The organism is Paenarthrobacter sp. RAF54_2, assembly GCF_052113945.1.
Classification (GTDB): Bacteria; Actinomycetota; Actinomycetes; order Actinomycetales; family Micrococcaceae; genus Arthrobacter.
Genome location: NZ_JBFRDV010000011.1, coordinates 24739 through 46292 on the forward strand (window position 1 = coordinate 24739; position 21554 = coordinate 46292).

General features: G+C 61.2%; 20 protein-coding genes. 13 read left to right on the top strand and 7 right to left on the bottom strand.

Going from position 1 to position 21554, the window contains the following annotated elements; genetic code table 11:
* Positions 1-3: 3 nt before the first annotated feature.
* Positions 4-1062, bottom strand: coding sequence for an iron ABC transporter substrate-binding protein (locus AB4Y87_RS12565; RefSeq protein ID WP_442004676.1), 1059 nt, complete (start codon positions 1060-1062; stop codon positions 4-6).
* A 183-nt stretch (positions 1063-1245) separates the two neighbouring features.
* A complete protein-coding gene (locus tag AB4Y87_RS12570) occupies positions 1246-2403 on the bottom strand; it encodes a glycoside hydrolase family 76 protein (RefSeq protein ID WP_442004677.1) in 1158 nt (385 codons plus the stop codon).
* Between the two features lie 91 nt (positions 2404-2494).
* On the opposite strand from AB4Y87_RS12570, the gene AB4Y87_RS12575 reads away from it, so the two are divergent.
* A complete protein-coding gene (locus AB4Y87_RS12575; protein WP_442004678.1) occupies positions 2495-3343 on the top strand; it encodes an SDR family NAD(P)-dependent oxidoreductase in 849 nt (282 codons plus the stop codon).
* Positions 3343-4614 (top strand): acyl-CoA dehydrogenase family protein, encoded by a 1272-nt coding sequence (locus AB4Y87_RS12580; RefSeq protein ID WP_442004793.1) that lies wholly within the window; start codon positions 3343-3345, stop codon positions 4612-4614. The genes AB4Y87_RS12575 and AB4Y87_RS12580 overlap by 1 nt, the downstream gene beginning before the upstream one ends.
* Positions 4615-4641: 27 nt before the next feature.
* Here AB4Y87_RS12580 and AB4Y87_RS12585 read toward each other — a convergent pair whose 3' ends face one another.
* The 3 genes from AB4Y87_RS12585 to AB4Y87_RS12595 form a co-directional block, all read right to left on the bottom strand.
* Positions 4642-5469, bottom strand: coding sequence for a DUF1684 domain-containing protein (locus AB4Y87_RS12585; RefSeq protein WP_442004679.1), 828 nt, complete (start codon positions 5467-5469; stop codon positions 4642-4644).
* A gap of 291 nt (positions 5470-5760) precedes the next feature.
* The gene (locus tag AB4Y87_RS12590) at positions 5761-7200 is read right to left on the bottom strand and encodes an Ig-like domain-containing protein (protein WP_442004680.1); all 1440 of its coding nucleotides are present in this window, start codon (positions 7198-7200) and stop codon (positions 5761-5763) included.
* 91 nt (positions 7201-7291) lie between these two features.
* Positions 7292-7987 carry a hypothetical protein gene (locus AB4Y87_RS12595; protein WP_442004681.1) on the bottom strand — a complete coding sequence of 232 codons (696 nt, stop codon included), beginning with the start codon at positions 7985-7987 and terminating at the stop codon, positions 7292-7294.
* 209 nt (positions 7988-8196) lie between these two features.
* Between AB4Y87_RS12595 and AB4Y87_RS12600 the strand changes: the two genes are divergently transcribed.
* The 8 genes from AB4Y87_RS12600 to AB4Y87_RS12635 all read left to right on the top strand — a co-directional run bounded on the left by AB4Y87_RS12600 (position 8197) and on the right by AB4Y87_RS12635 (position 17884).
* Positions 8197-9792 carry a sigma-70 family RNA polymerase sigma factor gene (locus AB4Y87_RS12600; RefSeq protein WP_442004682.1) on the top strand — a complete coding sequence of 532 codons (1596 nt, stop codon included), beginning with the start codon at positions 8197-8199 and terminating at the stop codon, positions 9790-9792.
* 111 nt (positions 9793-9903) lie between these two features.
* Positions 9904-10818, top strand: coding sequence for a PIG-L deacetylase family protein (locus AB4Y87_RS12605; RefSeq protein WP_442004683.1), 915 nt, complete (start codon positions 9904-9906; stop codon positions 10816-10818).
* Positions 10818-11741, top strand: a complete 924-nt coding sequence (locus AB4Y87_RS12610) for an ATP-grasp domain-containing protein (protein ID WP_442004684.1) — start codon at positions 10818-10820, stop codon at positions 11739-11741. The genes AB4Y87_RS12605 and AB4Y87_RS12610 overlap by 1 nt, the downstream gene beginning before the upstream one ends.
* Positions 11738-13015, top strand: a complete 1278-nt coding sequence (locus AB4Y87_RS12615) for a glycosyltransferase (protein WP_442004685.1) — start codon at positions 11738-11740, stop codon at positions 13013-13015. Before AB4Y87_RS12610 ends, AB4Y87_RS12615 begins: the two co-directional genes overlap by 4 nt.
* Positions 13012-14142, top strand: a complete 1131-nt coding sequence (locus AB4Y87_RS12620; protein ID WP_442004686.1) for a hypothetical protein — start codon at positions 13012-13014, stop codon at positions 14140-14142. Before AB4Y87_RS12615 ends, AB4Y87_RS12620 begins: the two co-directional genes overlap by 4 nt.
* Before the next feature lie 43 nt (positions 14143-14185).
* Positions 14186-14515 carry a hypothetical protein gene (locus tag AB4Y87_RS12625; RefSeq protein ID WP_442004687.1) on the top strand — a complete coding sequence of 110 codons (330 nt, stop codon included), beginning with the start codon at positions 14186-14188 and terminating at the stop codon, positions 14513-14515.
* 117 nt (positions 14516-14632) lie between these two features.
* Positions 14633-17431 carry a phosphoenolpyruvate carboxylase gene (ppc, locus tag AB4Y87_RS12630; protein WP_442004688.1) on the top strand — a complete coding sequence of 933 codons (2799 nt, stop codon included), beginning with the start codon at positions 14633-14635 and terminating at the stop codon, positions 17429-17431.
* 147 nt (positions 17432-17578) lie between these two features.
* Positions 17579-17884 carry a hypothetical protein gene (locus AB4Y87_RS12635; RefSeq protein WP_431118257.1) on the top strand — a complete coding sequence of 102 codons (306 nt, stop codon included), beginning with the start codon at positions 17579-17581 and terminating at the stop codon, positions 17882-17884.
* Positions 17885-17891: 7 nt separating this feature from the next.
* On the opposite strand, the gene AB4Y87_RS12640 is transcribed toward AB4Y87_RS12635, so the two are convergent.
* Positions 17892-18524 (bottom strand): DedA family protein, encoded by a 633-nt coding sequence (locus tag AB4Y87_RS12640; protein WP_442004689.1) that lies wholly within the window; start codon positions 18522-18524, stop codon positions 17892-17894.
* A 53-nt stretch (positions 18525-18577) separates the two neighbouring features.
* Between AB4Y87_RS12640 and AB4Y87_RS12645 the strand changes: the two genes are divergently transcribed.
* Positions 18578-19117, top strand: coding sequence for an O-acetyl-ADP-ribose deacetylase (locus AB4Y87_RS12645; protein WP_442004690.1), 540 nt, complete (start codon positions 18578-18580; stop codon positions 19115-19117).
* 86 nt (positions 19118-19203) lie between these two features.
* Here the strand turns inward: AB4Y87_RS12645 and AB4Y87_RS12650 are convergent, their stop codons facing one another.
* The gene (locus AB4Y87_RS12650) at positions 19204-20133 is read right to left on the bottom strand and encodes an RluA family pseudouridine synthase (protein ID WP_442004794.1); all 930 of its coding nucleotides are present in this window, start codon (positions 20131-20133) and stop codon (positions 19204-19206) included.
* A gap of 95 nt (positions 20134-20228) precedes the next feature.
* On the opposite strand from AB4Y87_RS12650, the gene AB4Y87_RS12655 reads away from it, so the two are divergent.
* On the top strand, positions 20229-20864 hold the full coding sequence (locus AB4Y87_RS12655; RefSeq protein WP_442004691.1) for an ArsR/SmtB family transcription factor: 636 nt from the start codon (positions 20229-20231) through the stop codon (positions 20862-20864).
* A complete protein-coding gene (locus AB4Y87_RS12660) occupies positions 20857-21549 on the top strand; it encodes an SRPBCC domain-containing protein (protein WP_442004692.1) in 693 nt (230 codons plus the stop codon). Before AB4Y87_RS12655 ends, AB4Y87_RS12660 begins: the two co-directional genes overlap by 8 nt.
* Positions 21550-21554 lie beyond the last annotated feature (5 nt).

Consider the following 21554-nt stretch of genomic DNA (forward strand, 5'->3'; position numbering starts at 1 on the left):
GAATTACAGGAGTCCTGCCTTGGTCATCAGATCGGTGACCTTTGTGGAGTTCAGCTTTGCCGGGTCAACGGTGGGTGCCTGCAGCTCCTTGATGGGGACAAGCTTGTCATTGGCGTCCACCTGCGAGGCAATGGCGTACTCGAACGACGTACCGTTCTTCAGGACTTCCTGGCCCGTCTTGCCAGTGATGAACTTCAAGAATGCCTGGGCATCTGCGGCCTTTTTGGACGACTTCAGGACACCGCCGCCGGAGACCGAGAGGAACGCGCCAGGATCCTGGTTCTTGAAGAAGTACGGCGTGACGTTCTTGGAGTTCTCGCCGGTCTTGGCCTGGTCGCCATAGTAGTAATAGTGGTAGATCAGGGCGGCGTCCACTTCACCGGCGTTGACGGCCTTCATTGCCGTGCTGTTGCCCTTGTAGGCTTTGAAGTTTTCCTTCATGCCCTTGAGCCACTCTTCCGTGGCGGCTTCGCCCTTGAGTTCGAGCAGCGCTGCGACGATCGCCTGGAAGTCAGCGCCGGAGGGTGAAGCGGCCCACTTGCCCTTCCACTCCGGGTTCGCCAGGTCCAGCATCGACTTGGGCAGCTTGTCTTCGCTGATCTTGTTCTTGTCGTACACCAGGACGGTGGAGCGGGCTGCGATGCCGGTCCACTTGCCCGTGGAAGGACGGAATTCAGCGGGGACCTGATCCAGCGTGGCCTTGTCCACGTCCGCAAACAGTCCTGCATTCTCAACCTGCGCCATTGCGGGGGAGTTCTCCGTCAGGAATACGTCTGCCGGAGAAGCAGCACCTTCCTGGACGATCTGGTTGGAAAGTTCGGTATCCGAGCCCTGCCTCATGGTGACCTTGATGCCGGTTTCCTTGGTGAAGGCGTCCACCCATTCCTGGGTCAGGCTCTCATGCTGCGCGTTGTACACCGTGATGCCATCGCCCGAAGCGGCCGCATCCGACGGTGAACCCGAGGCGGCAGGGGCGCCGGCATTGGACCCACAGGCGGTGAGGCCAAGGGCGGCGGATGCGAGCAGGGCGATGCCCGCCAGCGCGTTTTTGGAGAGCTTCATAAGGGCTTCTTTCTGCGAACAAAGACACAGAGTGCCAAGCTTTGGGCTTGTTCCGTGTGAGCGGGAAGGTTTGGGGGAACCCGCTGAGAAAAGCGTAGGTTAGGCAAACCTATGCTTCCAAAGCCTGAAGGGCTTATGTGACAAGGATCACAACAATTACGGAACTATTGCGTGCCGTAATTGCTAGCTCGCCAATGTGGCTGCCGCCTCCAGCGTCATCCAGGCCTGCAGTTGGGTGGAAAGCTCGACGGCGGTCCCCGCCGGATACGTCTCACTCGCCGGGCGCAGGGGGTTGGGGGAGAAGGTGGGACCCGGATACTTGGGATCATTGGTGGACTCCCAGCGGCCATCCCAGAAGGCCCCGGCTGTGCTGAATACAAGGCCTCTGGCTGCCTTGCGCGTGGTTTCCGGGAGACGCTGATCCCTCGCGGCGAGTGCAAGGTAACGGATCAGGATGCCGGTAAAGAGGCCCCCATCCCCGGTTCCATCACCGTGAATTACTTGCGTGCCGGGCACCGTGAGCTCCCTCGCAACGGCTTCGACCAGATGGGCGGCGCGGTCCAGGTTCTCCACTCCGCCCAGTTCCAGGAGTGCCCCAAGGATTGGCCCTTGGTTGTAGGTGTAGATCGCATCTTCGAGGATTACTTGCCCCTTGCGCAGCCGTAATCCGTCGAGATAAAGGCCTCGATCGGGGTGAAGGAGCTTACCGTTCAGCCAATTCACCAGGGCTTGAGCCCTCTCACGGTGATCGGTTCGTGCGAAGTAGAGGGCCACAGGGGCCGTTGCCGGGGTGTTCTTGAAGTCCCTCTTGGTACTCCAGAATGTTCCGCCACCCAGGTCGTCCGTGGAGGCTGAGTCGAATTGAAGCGTCAACTTCCGGCGGATGTATGCATTCCGGCGACGTCCGGGCTTTCGCGTCTCCTCGGCCAGCTTTTCCAGCCGGAGCGTGGACAATGCCAGCCAGGCCATGTCGTCGTAGTAATCGTTGACGTACCGGAAGAAGTTTCTGAACCGCATGGTGGTGACCAGCCGGGAAGCGAGCCGTCCCGCGCTCGGGCGGGAGTCGCCGTCGAACTTTCTCTTGGCGGCCAGTTCCCGCCGACCCGTGTCCACCAAGCAGTCGACGTAGTGCGCCTGCCACCAGTAGTGCCATGGACCGAGAAGGCTGCGAATGCCCCGGGAGGGGATGCTGATGGCGCCGATGTGGGTGCCTGGGAGGAAAAGCAGCCGTCTGCCGAAGGCGCGTGTGACAGAACGGGCGGCCTCATCTGCCCGAATGGCCCACATTGCCGCCTCCGTTGCGGGTGGTTGCTGGCTGGCGGGGTTGCTTTCGGTGGACATGGAATCAGCCTATCGGGGGCCCAAGGTGCGCCGGATCACAATTCCAGTTAACATGCATTAACGGATTTGAGTTCTGCATCAAGGAGGATGGATGGACATCAAGGGCACGGTCGCGCTGGTCACCGGCGGGGCGTCAGGCTTGGGCGCGGCAACCGCTAAGCGCTTGTTCGACGGCGGAGCGTCGGTGGTGTTGGTGGACCTGCCAAATTCTGCCGGGGAGGATTACGCGGCAGAGTTGAACGCCATTGGCTCGGCGGCTGGCTCGAACCGAGCTGGCTCGAATGCCGCGGGTTCCGCTGGTGGGGATTCAGCTCCACGGGCTGTCTTTGCCCCCGCAGACGTGACCAACGAAGCCCAGGTCCAGGCCGCCGTCGACGCCGCCGCTTCGCTGGGAACCCTGCGGATCGTAGTTAACTGCGCAGGCATCGCGACGCCGGGCAAGGTCCTGGGTCGTGATGGCGTCCTGCCGCTCGAGGCATTCAACAAAGTCATCCAGATCAACCTCGTTGGAACTTTCAACGTCATCCGTCTCGCAGCTGCGGCCATGGTGGAAAATGAGCCGGTCACTACCGAATTAGGCGGCCCGGAACGCGGAGTCATCATCAATACGGCGTCCGTCGCCGCTTTCGAAGGGCAGATCGGCCAGCCAGCCTATGCCGCATCCAAGGGTGCTGTTGCGGCGATGACACTGCCACTGGCGCGCGAGTTCGCCCGCTCCCTGATCCGGGTTGCCACCATTGCCCCCGGCATCTTCGAGACTCCGATGATGGCCGGATTGCCCCAAGCTGCCCAGGAGTCGCTCGGCCAGCAAGTACCCCATCCTGCACGGCTCGGCCGCGCGCCCGAATATGCCAATCTTGCCGCCCACATCGTCGAGAATGCCATGCTGAACGGCGAGACGATCCGGTTGGACGGCGCCATCCGCATGGGCCTGAAATGATGGGGGACTACAGCGGCGGGCCGGCTCCCGCGGCTTCGGGGCGCTATATACCGGCGTCTGTGGCAGACCTTCCTACGGCTGACTTCTTCGACTTTGAGTCTCTCCTGAGCGTCCAGGAACAGCGAAAGCTCAACGAGCTCCGCTCCTTCCTTGCCTCTGAGATCGCCCCCTATGCAGGGCAGTGGTGGGACAAAGCCGAGTTCCCCGAACACATCCTGCCCAAGCTCGCGGCCCTCCGGCTCAGTGCTCCGGCCCAGCGCGGCTACACACATTTGTTCGCCGGGTTGGTCATTGCCGAGATGACACGGGTGGACACCTCCATCGCGACATTCTTCATGGTCCACCACGATCTCTTCGTTGAATCGCTTTACGACTTTGGCAGCGACGCCCAGCAGGACAAATACCTCGACGACGCCTCAAACCTCCGCACCACAGGCGCCTTTGCGCTCACCGAACCAGAGCACGGATCCGACGTCGCGGGCGGTATGCAGACAACAGCACGCCGTGTGGAAAGGGCCGAGTCCGACGGCGGCGATTACTGGGTGATCAACGGCGCCAAGCGCTGGATCGGCAACGGGACGTTCTGCGACTACATGCTGGTGTGGGCCAAAGATGAAAGCGATGGCGCTGTACGAGCATTCATCGTTGACGCCTCGCTACCGGGTATCACCCGGAGCCGGATTGAGAACAAGATCGCCCTGCGGACAGTCCAGAATGCCGACATTCTCTTCGAAGACGTCCACGTCACGGAATCAGACCGTTTCGCAGGAATCAGCAGTTTCGCGGACACGAACCACCTCCTGCGCGGCTCACGGATCATGGTTGCCTGGCAGGCAGTCGGCCAGCAGTTGGCGGCCTTCGATGTTGCGCGGCAGTACGCGGTGGAACGACTGCAGTTCGGTAAACCCCTTGCCCGGTTCCAGCTGATCCAACAGCACCTGGTGGACATGCTCGGCAACGCCGTGGCCAGCATGGGAATGATGGTGCGGATCGCCCAACTTCAGGAGGGCATTTCCCGCGACGCACAAGGTGCCCGGCACGGCGGTGCCGACATGTCACAGGTGGCTCTGGCAAAGGCCTACTGCAGTGCACGCATGCGTGAAAGCGTGGCCTTGGGACGGTCCATCCTGGGCGGAAACGGTATCGTCACCGACTACAAAATTGCCAAGATCTTCGCCGACGCTGAGGCCATCTTCACCTACGAGGGCTCATACGAGATCAACTCATTGATCGTGGGCCGTGCAGTAACGGGTGTCTCTGCCATCGTCTAGCCAGCCGCTGTCCGGGTTCCCGGCGCTTTACTCCTGAGGGATCTTTTCGCCAGCCTCAACGCGGACGTCGATCGAATTTCCGCGGACCGGCATCGGGCAGGTGCCATAAGGGGTAAAGGCGCTGGGGTAGTTGATGGCGCGGTTGAAATCGATCACCACAGATCCATCAGGGCGTGGGCGGGGGATGAATACCTTCCGCCACTCGTCCGTCGTGTCGCCGTTGGTTTCATCATGGAAGGTCACGTTCAAAGCGCCGAGTTTCTCTTCCTCAGCATGGAGTCGGACTTCATGGGCAACGCCAGGAACGCGGAACACCACCTCCCCGACCGAACGATGAACGCCGTCCACCAAGGGGTTGGCCGTTCCGATGGGTACATCCACCGGCTGGTCATAGGGTTCGAACCGACCCTGAATCACCCAGTCCGGGTTGTAATCGTAGGTCGGAACCCCAGTGAAGTCCGTAAAAACAGGCGAGCCCGCATCTCTGGTCCGGATGGCATACTTGTCCGCGCGCATCGCAAGCTCCACCACCACCTGCTTGCCGTCATCGCCGCCGTACTGCACCCACATCAGGGACTCTTCATCCTGCAGGGTTGCCGTCACGGTTCCATCAACGCTTTCGCCGGTCTCAACGAGGGTCAGGCCGTCCTCGCTGGTGGCCGTGAGGGCTGCAGTCCTGCCATCCGTTGACCACAGGCCCGGGGCAAACTCGACTTCTGCCGGCTCCGACTCGAGCCACTGAAACGACGTGAGCGTCAGCCACCCGTGGTCCGACGCCAGTGCTGCATTCCTAGACGTTCGGAACCGCTCCCAACGGGCAAGCTGGGCGTCTGTTGCAGTGGTGGGCGAGCTCATGATTCTCCTCGTCAGATGTGAGCCACGGTTGGGCGGCTTTGCAATCTCCTCAACTATGCGCCGCACCGGTGCATTCCCGGAAGCGTGCAGCATTGAGTGTGGAACCCCGACCATGCGTCCGGATGCGTGCAACCCTATGAGTGCAACCCTATGCGTGCAACGATGGGCCGCGCATCGTGTGCGCGGCCCATCGTTTGCTTGAGATCGCCATTCGCAGTGGAGCCTATGAGTCCTTGCGGTCTTGCATGGCTATCGGGATGTCCGTGGCCATCCGACTCGGCCTTTTGCTATTTAGTGCTGACGACGAGCCGATCGCCTGACGCCCAGGAAAGCGAGCAACGATCCCAAGGCCAACAGTGCAGCGGCTGCGTAGATGAAGGCTGGGCTTTGAGCGCCAGTAGTAGCCAGGGGTTCTGGTCCTGCAACTTCTGCGGGCTGAGTGGGCTCGTCAGTGGCTACAAGTACCGGGCTTGTGGTGCTGGCGCTTGGGCTGGGTGTTGCGGTGCTGATGCTAGGGCTGGGCGTGGGTGTTGCGGTGCTGATGCTAGGGCTGGGCGTGGGTGTTGCGGTGCTGGGGCTCGGCGTCGGCGTGGGTGTTGTTGTAGGGGTGGGTGTTGCGGTGGTGGGGCTCGGGCTGGGCGTGGGTGTTGTTGTAGGCGTGGGTGTGGGTGTTGCGGTGCTGGGGCTCGGGCTCGGGCTGGGCGTGGGTGTGGGTGTTGCGGTGGTGGGGCTCGGCGTCGGCGTGGGCGTCGGTGTCGGGCTTGCCGTTCCGTTGCCTGTTCCGTCAGCGCGCGTCCGCCGGGTTTCGGCCCCAACGGGGGTTTCCTCGCCTGCAATAGTCACGATTCCGCTGTTGGTGTAGACGTCCAGCTTCTTGTCGGTCACTTTGGTGACGACGAACAGCTCCACCCGTTCGCCCTTGGGCAGGCCTGTCCATCGCACCGTTGCTTCTTGGGGAGTGCACTCGACAGTTGCGGGGTATCGCTCGTTGTCCATTGGCTCGGTGATGTTTCCGGAGCTGCTGACAACCTTGCCCACCCGTGGAGTGATGTGGTCACAATCGATTTCCATGCCAGCGGAGGGCGTGTCGGTGACAACGACGTCGTTTGATTCTGAAGGCATCGGAGGCATGTAAAAGATGGATTCAAGTTCAGTTTGGGGAGCGTCGGCCCACCACATGGACTTCCCCGCCGAAGTAGGGGGAGCGGGATCGCAGTCTTTGGTGCATGGACCATCGACATCCACAGGCACGCGTACCACTGTGGATCCCACGGTGAAGTTCAGTTCCGTCGTTTCGCCGGTGCCCGGCTGCACAGCATATTGCGTACTGAAATTGCACGTCCCACCCACATTGTTGGGATGGTCCGCCACGAAGTCGGTCAACGTGAAGACCACTTGTCCGGCATCGTTCGCTGCTGCCTTGGCGACCGTTACGCCGTCGGCGTTGTCAAGATCAAATGACGCGGCACCAAACCATCGAAGCTCTGGTGGTAGCTGGAGGTTGAAGGTATCGCCCGGTTGCGAGTTGTCAGGAACGGACCACTGACAGGTCAGGTCTACTTGGTCCCATTGGTTCGTAACTACCGAATCCGTGCTGATGGTGACCGCCGCACCCGGGATCACGGCAGCATTGGCTGGCCCTGCCGACCAGGCGAGCCCGAAGGCTGTCACCACAACAGCCAGTAGCGCGGCCACCAAGGAGGCAGACTTTAGATGGAGCTGATTCTTCATGTGTTGGATGGTCCTTCGAATGCGGAAGCGTGTCTCGTCGCATGGTGAGTGGCGGCTCAACGCTGTTCGTGACGGCACCAACAGGCTTCACTCACATTGCCTCGGGAATGTAGTCCTGGGGCGCGGGCTCTGAAGAGGCATTTGCCAACGGGAAGAACTGCATGCGCGCGGGTCGCAGGGCTCCTTCGCCCAGGCTTTCCATGGCAGTCCTGCACTCCATCAGTTGCCCAAGGTTGTTCGCCGAGAGAGGTAACAGCACGTGGACAGCAGAATTCTTGTACATGGCAGTAGCACCTGTCCCGTGCAGCTGCCGTTGAACAGTTTCTCCGAGCCGCGCCAGCAGGGTCCAGCGATGACTGCGGCTCTCAAGGGGCTGGGGCAGTGACAGGATCGCAAGGGCGTAAGGGTGGGAACATGCCGTTCCAAAAATGGAGAGTTCGTGGATTTGTCGCTGGAAATGGGCTTGCGTGGCCAGGCCCGTCTCAACGTCCGTGCACGAAATCGCTGGTGCAGAATCGGCGGCCTCTGCCCATCCCTCAGCCAAGGATTGGAGAGCCTCTATATCCATGTTCCGGTCTGCCGCGAGGAAGAGGGCGCGGAAGTCCGTCATGGTTTCGCTGATTCCAACGCCGTTCCTAGCCCGCGCCGCGCCCAAGGATCTTGCTGTAGGAGGTGGAACATTGGCTCGAGTTGCCAGCGATGTCACCACCGTGCGGACCTCGGGCAGGAACCAGTCTGCGGGGAACCGCCAACCATTCTGATAACTGGTGGTCTGCCATCTGCGCATCAACAGGTGTCGGGAAAATGTACATTCGGCGAATGATTTTGTCCGGAACGATGTCATATCCGAATAGTGCGTCCGACTAAGGATTCATGACGAAAAGCGGTGGAAGGATCTCTTTGGTAAAGAGCCTATACAAATTCGCGTCATGACTTGAGCTTGATGCGCACTGCGTATATATGGGCACGATTTTATACGTTGTGGGGCTGCCTTAAATGGCATCCGGGACAGGTACTGACAACGCTTCCAGCGCGGGAGTTGAGAGCGATGGTCATCTTATCGGGTTGGTGCGGGGCGGTGACATGTCCGCATTCGACGAACTGTACGAACGCCACATGTCCGTCGCGTCCACAGTGGCCCGGCGAAACGTGGACAATCCAAGTGACGCCGAGGATGTTGTGGCCGAGGCTTTCCAAGCCGTATTGCAGAGCCTGGTTGCGGGACGGGGGCCGGACACCTTCTTCAGGGCGTATCTGCTGTCCACTGTCACCCGTCTGTCACATCATCGGAACCGGAAGGCCGGGAGGTCGCTGCCCAGTAGCGATGACGCAATTCTTGACCGTACGCTGCCGGATCCCGATGCTGTAGTCAAAGCCTTCGAATCCCATACGGTCGCAAAGGCATTTCGCGCCCTTCCCGAACGGTGGCAGGCCGTGCTGTGGTATCTGGACGTGGAAAGAATGAAGCCAGCGGCGGTGGCGCCGCTTCTGGGTCTGTCCGCGAATGCCGTGTCAGCACTGGCGCTTAGGGCACGGGAAGGCCTGAGGAGGCAATACCTGCAGGCCCATGTGGCGGAAGAACCGGACAGCGACTGCGCTGGATTCGCGTCGAAACTCGGTACCTTCATTCGAGGTGGACTTTCAAGGATTGCTGAACGCAAGATGCGTCAACACCTTAATGGTTGCTCGAAATGCACCGGCGCTCTCTCGGAACTAAAGGACGTTCAGGGAACCATGAGGGCTGTGCTTATTCCGCTGGTGACCGGCGTACCTCTCGCCACCTTGGCAGCCAAGGGTGCCGGACTGGGTTTCCTGGGAGGGCTGGTCCCCATCAAGGCAGCGATAGTGGTCCCGGCTATCGGGCAACCAGCGGTAATGGCCATGGTGGCGGTAGCAGGATTGGGCCTGGCTCTGGGCGCGGTTGGAATCGTTGGTCGCTTGACGCCGGATGTCCCCATGGAGCAGTTGGCCATTGAGACAAGTTCCTCCCATCAGGAGTCATTCGTAGGGACTCATGCCCCCACTCCCACAGCGACGCCGATGCCGAGCCTGCCATCGCCGGCGTCGCCAGCTGCAGTTGAGCCAGCGCCGTCAAGCGCCGGGCATGAGGGCTCAAACGCTGGGGCCGAACCCTTGGTCGCCGCCCCGGTACCTTCCGGCATGGAATCCCAGCCGCCCTCGCAACAATCTGTTCCTTCGCCGGACCCCGCCTCATCAGCGGCAACTGCCCTTCCCGCGTCACTTGTAGCGGTGACAGCCTCGGTGCGGATACCAAAGGACCATGGTTCCGGCATGACGGCCATGGAGGTGGACTTTGGGATCGGCGGTTCACAGTCCCTGGGACCGGCCAAAGCCGTGTTCTCTGTGGAGCCGGATGCACGGATCCAGGAGAGTTCATTGATTGCTCCGGAAGGGTGGTCGTGCTCGATGGAGGGGCGGACAGCCGTCACGTGCATTACAGGTTCGGCACGGCGGAGCGACCTCCATTTTCAGGTTTCAGCCCAGTCCAAGCGAAAAAAGGGCGCCGGTGTCCTGACATATTCCTTGAGTGGAAGTGGTCTTGCAGCTGGCGAATTTGTGCACAAATACTGACCCCGAATCACTGCTGGATACAGCGTCACGAACCTATTGCTCAGGCCACTACCTCAGAGGCGGTGCCCCGAGAGGGCAGTCGCCCATTTATCTGTGCAATTTAGGGGAAATATGAAAGCGACGTTGTTGGCCGCTGCGGGCTTGCTGGGCGCGTTGGCGGCGGTTTGGGCTTTGCTCCCGATCGGTCAAAACTGGTTCGTTCGCAGGTTCAGCTCGCCGCATGGCCTCCGATGGGCCATGGCAAGTTTGGGCGCCCTGTTGCTGCTGTCTCTGGTGGGATGCGCAATGGGGCCGACGCAGCGCCCATGGCTTGAGGTTGTAGTCCTGCTCGCAGGAGCCGGGTTGATTGTGGGCTTTCTTGTCGCGCCAGCCTTCAGGATTCACCATGGTGTGGCCATTCAGCCTCGAAGGGTGCTGGCCATAGGAGCGCACCCTGATGACCTGGAATTGGCTTGCGGTGCCACCCTCGCCAAATTGGCCGATGCCGGGCATGAAGTCCGAACCATGGTGATGAGCTCGGGGGGAAAGGGAGGAGACAGCTCCATCCGTGTCACCGAAGCCGCATCGGGCTCGGATTTCATGGGTGCGTCCAAGGTCCATGTCCACGACTTTACGGACACCAGCCTCGCGGAACATGGGGATGAAATGGTCCAAGCGATTGAAGCCGTGATGGCCGATTTTCGCCCTGACGTTGTGATCACCCATTCCCGTAACGACTACCACCAGGACCATCAGGCCGTACACAGTGCGACTATGCGGGCGGCCCGCCAGCACTCCTCCATCCTGTGCTTCGAGAGTCCTTCATCCACACGGCAGTTCGATCCCAGTGTCTTCGTGGATATCGCGGGGTATGTGGACGTGAAGATTCACGCCGTTGCCATGCACCGGAACCAAAAGGGCAAGCCGTATATGAGTGCAGAAAGAGTCCGCAGCCTCGCAGCGTTCAGGGGCTCGCAAGTGAAGACGACATATGCAGAGGGTTTCGAACCTGTTCGACTACTTGGCTCTGCCGTAGGGGAGTTCTGATGGTTCGGGTACTCGTAACAGGCGTTGGAGGGCCAGCTGGCTCCTCCTTGGCGGGTCAGCTGAGGGAACTGGGACATTGGGTCCTGGGCGTTGATATGCAACCGGTCCACGGTTCAGCGGCTGACATGGTCTCCTTGGTATCGGCCTCCAGTTCTCCCGACTATCTGTGGGAATTGCGGGGACTCGTGGGCGCCCATGGCATCGAGCTCGTGGTGCCGACCGTCAGCGATGAACTCGTGCTGGTTTCCGAAGCCCGGCAAGGCTTCGCTCCTAATGTCGAGGTCCTCATTGCCGAACCCGCGCCCGTTCGAATCGCGAATGACAAATTCCTCACCATGAGGTGCCTTGCCAATGCAGGCGTCGCTGTCCCCGATTTCGGGCTCCCCGGCGATTTCGCCTCTGTCAACGAGGCGATGGCGCGGTTAGGGGGGTCCCTGGTGGTCAAGCCACGGATTTCGCGCGGTGGACGCGGGGTTCAGATCCTGGAAAAGACTGGCGACGGCGGCCGGAACGCGGCCCGCGTCTGGTCCTCCTTGGACGATTCCTGGATCGTGCAACGATTCGCGCCTGGAACGGAGTACGCGCCCGTGGTCCTCCACAGCAGGCCGGAGCCGGGTCAGGACGATCTTGTGGTGGTGTTGGAGAAGACAGAACTCAAAGAGGGGCGGGTGGGTAACGCCGTGTCCGTCAGGAGGATTGAGGGAGCCGAGAGTGCCGACGTGGCTCAATTGGCTGATTCAGCCGTGACCGCGCTCGGATTGACTGGACCTATCGACGTGGACGTGCGCCGTCTGCAGGACGGAAGTCCGGTGGTACTGGAAATTAACGCGAGGTTTGGCGCAAACAGTGCGTTCGCCCCCGAACTCCTGGAGAACGTTCTTGGCCGATATGTGGCCGGTCGATTGACCGGAAGGCCTGCGTGACACCTCTTGATGCTGCCCTGGCGTTTGTCCAGGTTGGAGGCGTACTGATTCTCGGTTTCGGTGTGGTCAAAATCGTCTATGTTCCACTGGCCTTGTATTTCAATCGGCTTTACCGTTCCAACTCTGCCAAGCATCGTTATTCCGTCATCACTGACCGGCCGTTGGTCTCGGTGATCGTGCCCGGCTACAACGAGGCCGTCGTGATCACCAGTTGCGTCGAGTCGATCCTTGCCAGCCGTTATCTTCGTCTGGAAGTGATTCTGGTGGACGACGGTTCCACTGATTCCACCGCCAGCATCATGGCCGGGCTTGCAGATCAATATGATCGGGTGCGATTTCTCTCCCAAACGAACGCGGGGAAGGGAGCTGCGCTCAACTATGGCATCGCTAAGGCCAATGGCGACATCCTGATGTTTGTCGATGCCGACGGAATTTTTGCCCCTGACACCCTGATGCGCATGCTCGAGGGTTTTGATCACACCAAGGTGGGAGCGGTGTGCGGCGACGACCGGCCGGTTAACCTGAATCGCGTTCAAACGATGATGCTTGCCGTTCTAAGCCATGTCGGGACCGGCCTGGTCCGCAGAGCCTTGTCCTTGTTGCATTGCCTGCCAATCGTCTCCGGGAACATAGGTGCCTTCCGCCGTGACGTAGTCCAGCTGGTAGGCGGTTTTCACGAGGACACGCTCGGTGAGGACCTTGAGCTTACTTGGCGTGTCTATAAGGCCGGCTACCGGGTAAGGTTCCAGCCCTCAGCGCTGGTTTATGCCGAGTCGCCGTCAACGATGGGCGGGTTGTGGCGGCAGCGCGTTCGGTGGTCCCGGGGCTTGCTGCAGACCCTCCGGATGCACATCGGGATGCTTGGGCGGAGGCGTTACGGCTTGTTTGGCATGTTCCTTTTGTTCAACGCCATCACCATGGTGGTGATCCCTATGCTGCAACTAGCCATCTTGGCGGTGCTTCCTTTCCTGTACCTTGCTGGTTCAGGTCCCGTACCCGCTGAAGTCCTCGCCATTCTTGGTTGGTTGGGATTGTTTGTATCCCTCGCGCTGATCGTCTTCTCCATTGGCCTCAACAGGTCATGGAAGGATCTTCGTTTTCTGTGGACGTTGCCACTGTGGCCCCTGTACTCGGTATTCGTTGGACTGGCTTTAGCCAGCGCAATCGTCAAGGAGATCCGCGGCAGCCCTGCCGTGTGGAACAAGTTGCAACGGACCGGCGTGATCTCCGTAACTGCCGCTGAGGCCAGCCCCCGTTACGAGGCAGGGGTATGAAGGCTATTGGACCTCCGACGTTCGTTGCCAGGCTAACTGCTTCGTTGGTCGCCTCGATCCTCGTTGTTGCATTCTCGGGCGTCACCGCCTGCGCACGAGAACCGGAGCATCGTCCCGTGGACCGCATGGTAAATCTTGGCTTTGAGGACGTCGTCAACGAGGACAGCTCGCACCTTGTTGACTTGGCGGAGCGATTGGACACAGTGAACGCAACAGCTGTGTCGATTTCCGTAGGCCGCACAGACTGGACGGCTTTTCCCTGGTCGGGCCACGCAGAGGCCAGATCTTATGAGGTTTCCAGCACGAAAAGAGACTTCGTGGGGGAGTCGATCTCAGCATTGGGGGTGGCGAAAAACGGCACGCAACGTGATGTGATCCTCACGATCGATGTCCTGTTGGACCGTGCGCTGAGTGAGGACCCCTCCCTGGCAGGACGAAATATCGCTGGAGAGCCATCCAAGTCCTTCGCCAGTGTGTCGTCCCTGCGGCACGGCAAGGCAGGCGCCCGCTTGGCTTCCTTGGCTGCCGCCGTCGCGAAGAAGTACCGGCCCACAGCCGTGAATCTCACGGAATTGATGTTCGATGATTTCACCTTTGGCAGTGAAGACTTCGATGACTTCAAAGCCACCACCGGTGAAGATGACTGGCCCCGGAACCATGAAGGTGGCATTGATCAGTCAGATGCCCGGATCAACACGTGGCGGAGCGAAGCCATGGCGGACATTGTGCGGAGGGTGGGAGCCGCCGTCGAACCCTATAGTGTACGACTGGAAATGGACGTCCGGTCGCCGCGGGATTCACCGTCGGCGGATCGCGCTGACAGCGGCCATGACTACGACCTCTTGCTCAAGCAGCTCTACCGGCTCCACGTTTGGGAGTACGTAGGACTCAATGCAGAGCGCTCGCCGCAGACGAAGGACCTCGCTGAAGCCCTGACCCGCCGCGCGGGCGACCGCATGTCGTTGTCTATCGGGCTGTGGTCCGATGGCGGCACGATCTCTGCGGAAAGGTTCGGAACGGCCTTGCAAGAGGCTGTTCGGGGCGGGGCCACATCCGTGTCGGTGACACCCGCAAGCCTCATGGACGCCGGGCATTGGGAGGTGTTGCGGAACGCTTGGTCCCGGTAATTACGGGCTGTCCGGGGCTCATCCCAAGGCGTACCCTGAGCGCATGGGCATGGAATCCGTGATGGCGGCAGTAGTAAGCCTTGCACTGATTGTGGGATCGGTTTGGGCTGGCACGCGACTGGTGCAGAAGGGTGTTTCGGCGAAGGGGGCAACGGGCACACTCGGGAGTGTCCTCTCCACGATCGAGCCAGCCACAGGTGCGCCGACCAAAATGGAGGCGGCGGCAGCCCGGGAGGAAATGCGGCAGCGAAGGCACGAGAAATTGGTAGCCGGCCCGGGCACCGCAGAGGCCGGACTGTTCGCCGGGAAGGTGGTCCTGCCGCCGTCGACGAGTAAAGCCGCTAAGCAGCAATCCGGTGACGCCAAAATCTGAGACGTATTCCCGCAGTAGAGTCCCGTGCGGGTAAGATCCCGTAGGAAACATTAGTAACCCGGCTCACAGTATCCAGCGCAGTGTACGAGCCAAACCAGATCCCGAAGGTAAGTATCTATGGTTCACACTGCCCATCAAGACACCGATCTCGCCGCAGAACTGCGCGCCGATGTGCGCCGCGTTTCCACCCTGTTGGGTGAGTCCCTGGTGCGACAACACGGCCCGGAATTGCTGCAGCTCGTGGAGCAGGTCCGCCTGCTGACCAAGGAATCCAAAGAGGCCGCGCGGGGCGGAGCCGACGCGACCGGTCCATGGAGCGCGCACGACGTCGTTGCCCAGGTCCGCGAGTTGCTCGCCTCCCTGCCTCTGGACCAGGCGACGGATCTGGTTCGTGCCTTCGCGTTCTATTTCCACCTCAGCAATGCGGCCGAGCAGGTCCACCGCGTCCGTGGGCTTCGGACCAGGCAGGAGAAGGACGGCTGGCTTGCGAAGGCTGTCACGGAAATCGCCGGCCAAGCTGGGCCGCAGGTCCTTCAGGACGTTGTGAATGAGCTGGATGTTCGGCCCATTTTCACGGCACACCCTACCGAGGCCTCCCGACGTTCAGTGCTGGACAAGGTCCGCAAACTCTCCGACGTCTTGGCCCAGCCCACTGAAGAGGGAACGTCTGCCCGGCGCCGGCAGGATCGCCAACTCTCGGAAATCATCGACCAAATGTGGCAGACCGATGAGCTCCGGCAGGTCCGGCCGACGCCGGTGGATGAAGCGCGCAACGCGATCTACTACCTGAACAGCATCCTCACCGATGCCATGCCGGAGATGCTGACTGACCTCTCCGAGCTCCTTGCCGAGCACGGCGTGGTCCTGCCCGCTGCCAGCGCGCCACTGCGCTTCGGATCCTGGATCGGTGGCGACCGCGATGGAAACCCCAACGTCACTGCGGCCGTTACACGCGAAATCCTGCAGTTGCAGAACCAGAACGCGGTGCGGATCAGTATCGCGTTGATCGACGAGCTGATCTCGGTCCTGTCCAACTCCACCGCCTTGTTCGGGGCTGACCAGGAGCTGTTGGACTCGATCGACGTGGATCTCAAGAACCTGCCCGGTCTGGACAAGCGCATCCTGGAGCTCAATGCCCAGGAGCCTTATCGACTCAAGCTCACGTGTATCAAAGCCAAGCTCATAAACACGGGTCGCCGAGTTTCCGCCTCGACGTACCACGAGCCCGGCCGCGACTACGCCACCACAAGTGAGCTGTTGGCCGAGTTCGGCCTGCTCGAAGAGTCGCTCCGGAACCACGCAGCGGGCCTTGTTGCCGACGGTGCCTTGGCTCGTGTCCGCCGTGCGATCGCCGCCTTTGGCCTTCACTTGGCAACCCTGGACATCCGTGAACATGCCGATTACCACCACGACGCCGTCGGACAGCTCGTGGACCGTCTTGGTACCGAGAAGCCGTATGCCTCCTTGACCCGCGAGGAACGTTTCGAATTCCTCGGTGCCGAGCTGGCCTCACGCCGTCCGCTCTCCGGCCATCCGATCAAGCTCGAAGGCACTGCGGACGGCACCTACGACGTCTTCCGGAGCATCCGCCAGGCCCTGCACACTTATGGTCCGGACGTCGTGGAAACGTACATCATTTCCATGACCCGGGGCGCCGATGACGTCCTGGCCGCCGCTGTGCTGGCACGCGAGGCCGGTTTGATTGACCTCTTCGGGGCCAAGCCGCATGCCAAGATTGGCTTTGCTCCACTGCTGGAAACCGTGGAGGAGCTCCGCGCCTCCGCTGAGATTGTGGATCAGTTGCTCTCTGATCCGTCCTACCGTGACTTGGTCCGTCTCCGCGGCGACGTCCAGGAAATCATGCTCGGGTACTCCGATTCCAACAAGGAATCCGGTGTCATGACCAGCCAGTGGGAGATCCACAAGACCCAGCGGAAGCTGCGTGATGTGGCTGCCAAGCACGGCGTGAGGGTCCGCTTGTTCCATGGCCGTGGTGGTTCCGTGGGCCGTGGCGGTGGTCCGACGTATGACGCCATCATGGCCCAGCCCAATGGTGTGCTCGAGGGCGAAATTAAGTTCACGGAGCAGGGCGAGGTCATCTCGGACAAGTACTCCCTTCCCGAACTTGCCCGCGAGAACCTTGAGCTGTCCTTGGCAGCTGTCATGCAGGGTTCTGCCTTGCACCGGACTCCGCGTACTTCCGAAAACGAGCGCGAGCGCTACGCAAATGTCATGGAAACCATTTCCGATGCTGCCTTTGCACGCTATCGGGCATTGATCGACGACGCCGATCTTCCCGCCTACTTCCTGGCGTCCACACCAGTGGAGCAGTTGGGCTCCTTGAACATCGGATCACGCCCCTCCAAGCGTCCCGATTCCGGGGCCGGCCTCGGTGGGCTGCGGGCCATCCCGTGGGTGTTCGGTTGGACGCAGTCCCGCCAGATCGTTCCAGGTTGGTTTGGCGTAGGCTCGGGTCTGAAGGCTGCACGCGAAGCCGGTGACGCTGACCAGCTCATGGAAATGATGGACCGCTGGCACTTCTTCCGTTCGGTGATTTCCAACGTCGAAATGACCTTGGCCAAGACCGACATGGAGATTGCGGGACACTACGTTTCTTCCTTGGTTCCAGAGGAACTGCACCGCTTGTTCCACATGATTCGGGACGAGTACGAGCTCACAGTTGCCGAAATCGAGCGCCTGACCGGGGAGCTCGAGCTCCTTGACGCGCAGCCCACCCTGAAGCGGTCGCTGGAAATCCGTGATCAGTATCTGGACCCGATCAGTTACCTGCAGGTGGAACTGCTCCGCCGTGTGCGCGAGGAATCGGTGTCCGGTGCGGAGATTGATGAGCGGCTTCAGCGCGCCATGCTGATCACCGTCAACGGTGTGGCCGCCGGCCTGCGGAACACAGGCTAACGCTCACTCACATCCGGCTGGTTTTTCCGGATCCTTATCTCACATCCGGCCAGTTTTTCCGGAATGCTCTCTCGCCCCACGAAGCGTCAACGGGGCGGGGGAGCGTTCCGGCTTAAAGCAGCTGCGCCTGGGCGTTAAGGTTGTTGGATGCCGTCGTTCCAGACCAAGTTGAAGATCACTGGCCTCAAGCCTGGCAACCCTCCCGAATCGGTCATGGCGGCTGCAATAGAAGCTTTGGAAACCCGTCATCATGTCGAATCGAACCAGCTCGATATCGTCGCAGGCGTCCCGCAGCTCAGCCTGCGCTTCACAGTGAACGACCGCGACTACTCGGGTGAGAACGACGAAGCCCGGACGTCGGCCGCGATGATGCGCGACGCCGTCGAACGCGTTGCGCTGACGGGTAGCCTCTACGTGTTGCGCCGTAGCCGCGGACGCTGGTCGCCTATCTAGGCTTGCGTTACTCCGGCTGGGGCACGTCGCCGTCGAACGGTTCATCCACCGGGGAGCGGCTCCCGCGCCGTCGCGTGACGATCAATCCGACCACCACACCAATGACCAAGCCGACGCCCACGCCAATCAGTGAGCTGGCCCAGAACGGCAGTTTGGTTGCGGAGCCGGTGAAGTAGCCCAGTCCGACTTGCCACACGGCCCACAGAACGGCGCCCAATCCGGCGCAGAGGCTGAAACCGCGGACGGAGACGTTGGCGATTCCAGCTGCGGACGAGGTTGCGAGCCTGCCGCCAGGGACGAACCGGGCGCCGATGATAGCCCCGTAAGTGGAAGATCGGCCTGCCTTGGCGATGGCCTCATGGATTCCACGGTGGACCTTCCTGCCCCATGTCCAGCGATCCAGTACATGGCTCACGCGCCGCTTAAACAGTAAGTAGACAGCCATGTCTCCGAGCCAGGACGCGAAGGCCGCTAGCAGCAGGATGAGCCAGAAATTGGCGTGTCCGTCGGCTGCCAGAGCTCCACCGGTGATGACCACCATTTCGGACGGGATCGGCGGGAAGATGGCATCGCCCAGCACCATGGGAACGATCCACAAGTAAATTGCGGATCCCCACGTCTCGGGGGCGATGAAGTCCATTGGCACAACGTACCGCACTTGCCGCTCCGGCCGCTCGGCGGGAGACTGGCGCAATGCAGATCGAAATCTTGCACGGGGACATCACCATGCGCGACGTCGACGCGATCGTCAACGCCGCCAACTCGTCACTGCTTGGTGGAGGGGGAGTGGACGGAGCGATCCATCGGGCCGCCGGGCCAGAACTGCTTGAGGCCTGTCGCGAGGTTCGTCGCAGCAAACTGCCGGACGGGCTGCCTGTTGGGGCCGCCGTCGTGACCCCCGGATTCAGGCTGCCGTCGCGCTGGGTGATTCACACCGTGGGCCCCAACCGGCACGCTGGGCAAACCGATCCCGCGCTGCTCGCCTCGTGCTTCCGCGAAAGCCTGAAAGCCGCTGTGGAGGTGGGTGCGCTGTCCGTCGCTTTTCCCGCGATCAGCGCCGGGATCTATGGTTGGGACGCCCGCGAGGTCGCCGAAGTAGCACTCGACGCCGTGAGGTCGTTCTCATCTGAGTCTTCAGCTGGTGCCACGACCGCCAGCGGACTTGAGTTGGTAGAGTTCGTGCTGTTTTCGGAGGACACGACGGCGGTCTTCCGGTCTGTGTTTGAGTCCTGAGCCTCCGCTGGGCTGCTCCCGCTCAGGCAGGTCACCGGGATGACGAGCACGTTGAACACAGCGCTGTGGCGTCGTTGAGAGCAAGGTCAGCCTTGGGCTTCGCTGAGCTCCAGTTGGCTACGGTATTCCACGCGCTCCTTGGTGATGGGATCCACGAAAGTGATACCGCGGGCCAACAATTGAAGCGGCTTGCTGTAGTCGTCCGGGGCCTTGTCCAACAGGTCCGGGTAGAAGGCGTCGTTGACGATGCCCAGACCCAGCGATGCCATGTGCACCCGGAGCTGGTGTGTCTTTCCGGTGTGCGGCTCCAGCCGATACAGCGCGCGCTGGTGAGTCCCGGCGTCGAACGTTTTTGTCTGTTCGATGCGCGTTTCCGCGTTGGGTTCGCCGTCGATAACTTCGGCGAGCAGATAGCTGCGGGACTTGGTCATGCGGTTGCGGACCACCACGGGGAATTCGACGGCGGGATAGCCCTTCGCAGGTGCCGCGGCGGACACGCACTCGTATTCCTTTTGTACCTGGCGCTTCTCAAAGAGAACCTGGTACCTCCCGCGGGTTTCCGGGTTGGTTGAGAGCAGCAAAATGCCGGCGGTCATGCGGTCGAGGCGGTGCATGGGGATGAGGTCCGGAAGGTCGAGCAGATTCCGGAGCCGGACCAGCGCGGACTCCTGGATGTACGTGCCGCCGGGTGTCGTTGGCAGGAAATGCGGCTTGTCCACCACGAGGATGTGTTCGTCCTGATGCAGGATGTTGATGTCCACCGGCAGGCGCGTTTCCGGGGGGAGTGTGCGGTAGTACCAAATGAAGGTGTGGTCCTCGAGCTTGGTGCTCCTGCTCAGGCGCACGCCGCCTTCGCCCACGATTTCGCCGGCGTCGAAACGGTCCTCGATGCCTTGGGGGTCGATGTGTCCCCAGCGGTGCATCATGTAGTCCATCGCAGTGTCCCAGGGCCCCTCGTCCGGGAGGCGCAGGCGGGTCGCGTTTACGCCGTCGCGCACGGGAAGGGGGGATTGCATCACCGGACAATTCTACTGTGGCTCCCACAACGCAGCTCTAGCCGACGATAAAATAGTTCTTGACAATAAAAATTGTCGGTGAGCGTACTTGAAGCATGTTGGACATCGAAGTGATTGAGGACGCAGCGGCGGCAGAGGCCTCGTTGGACCCGATCCGCACACGCATACTTCAAGAGCTGGCGGAGCCGGGCTCGGCCACTCAACTGGCCGCCAAGGTGGGGTTGCCCCGGCAAAAGGTCAACTATCACCTCAAAGCTCTCGAGCGGCATGGCTTGGTGGAGCTTGTGGAAGAACGCCGGAAAGGCAACGTCACGGAGCGCGTACTTCAGGCGACGGCGGCCTCGTACCTGATCTCGCCCGTCGCGTTGGCTTCGGTGGCCCCGGATCCGCAGCGTTTCTCCGACAGGTTCTCCGCCTTCTGGCTCCTGGCGCTCGCCTCCCGCACAGTCCAGGAAATGGGCAAGCTTATTTCCGGTGCGGCCGCTGCCAAGAAGAAGCTCGCAAGCTTCGCGATCGACGGCGAAATTACCTTCCGCTCAGCCGCAGAACGCGCCGCTTTCGCTGAAGAGCTCGGCGTGGCGGTCACGCGGCTCGTCGATAAGTACCACGACGGCGGTGCTGCCGCAGTGGCGGGCGGAGCACGAAAGCACCGGCTCGTCGTCGTACTTCATCCAACACTCAAGACACCGTCAACGGAAAAAACAGCAGAAAAGGAACAACGCAATGACTGACAACCGGAAATTCGAGATCGTGGCGGACGCCGAACTGCCGGGCACTCCAGAGCGGGTGTGGCAGGCGGTTACCAAGGACACGGCGGCCTGGATGTTCCCCACGGATCAGTGGCCCGATGTGAAAACCGTCGAAGAATACCCCAGCCACCTTGTGTCGCGGATGGAGGGTCCCAATGGTTGGTTCAACCAATTGGAGCACGTCCTGGAGCCCGTCGAGGGTGGCCGCGCCAAGCTGCACTATGTCCACAGCGGCATCTTCGCCGACAACTGGGACGAACAGTACGACGGCGCCAGCAAGCACACGGAGTTTTACCTCCACACCCTGGGCCAGTACCTGCAGTATTTCGATGGGCAGCCCGTGGTCTTCACGGATGTCCAAGCGCCGGCTTCTTCGCAGACTCCGGATGGATTCGTGCAGCTGAAAAGGGCTTTGGGCGTGGATGGCATGACGGCCGGTACCCCGTTTGAGGTGGACGTCGACGGCGTGGGTCGGCTGAGTGGCGAGGTGGACTTCTCCAACGAGAACTTCCTGGGCCTGCGCACCTCCGACACGCTGCTCCGTTTCTTCGGCAGGAATGCTTTTGGTGCGCCGGTGGGCATGACCGTGCATGAATTCGGTGGCTCGGGGGACTCCGAGCTGACGGCGAAGGCGTGGGGTGCGTTCCTGGAGAAGGTGTACGCGTAGGGTCA